This window comes from Polaromonas sp. P1_G2 (genome assembly GCF_056405515.1).
Window position 1 is genome coordinate 1 of record NZ_JBFUBY010000709.1, and the last position, 606, is coordinate 606.

The 606-nt window shown below is 65.8% G+C and carries 1 protein-coding gene; it reads left to right on the forward strand.

Translation table 11 applies throughout. The features are described from left to right. Positions 1 to 606, forward strand: a 606-nt coding sequence (locus tag AC1D0P_RS27090; RefSeq protein ID WP_477679560.1) for an alanine racemase, incomplete at both ends; no start/stop codon positions are given.

Sequence of the window (606 nt, forward strand, 5' to 3'; positions counted from 1 at the left end):
GGAAGGACCTTTGCCGGCTCTCGGGCAAGGCGCGCACGGCGGCGGTGTTGAAGGCGGATGCCTATGGGTTGGGCGCGGCCGAAGTCGGGCTGGCGCTGGCTGCGGCGGGATGCCGGGATTTCTTCGTGGCAACGCCGGAAGAAGGCAGCCGGCTGCGGCGCGTGGCGCCCGAGGCGCGGATATTCGTGCTGAACGGCGTCTGGCGCGGCGTCGAGGCACCGGTGCTGGCGGACGGTCTCATCCCGGTCGTGGGCTCGATGGAGCAATATGCTTTCCTGCGGACGGCCGCGCCGGATCACCCTTACGCACTCTATGTCGACACCGGCATGAACCGGCTGGGGCTCACTGTCGCGGCGGCTGCATCGCTGGCCGCGGATCCGGCGTTGAAGCCAGGTCTCGTGCTCAGCCATCTCGCCTGCTCGGATGAGCCACATCACCCGATGAACCAGCGGCAATGCGAGTCTTTCCGCGAGGTTACACGGCTTTTCAAAGGTATCGAATCCAGTCTTTGCAATTCAGGCGGCATCCTCCTCGGGCCAGATTACCATTTCGACCTGACCCGGCCGGGCATTTCGCTCTATGGCGGCGAGGCCGTGACAGGCATGC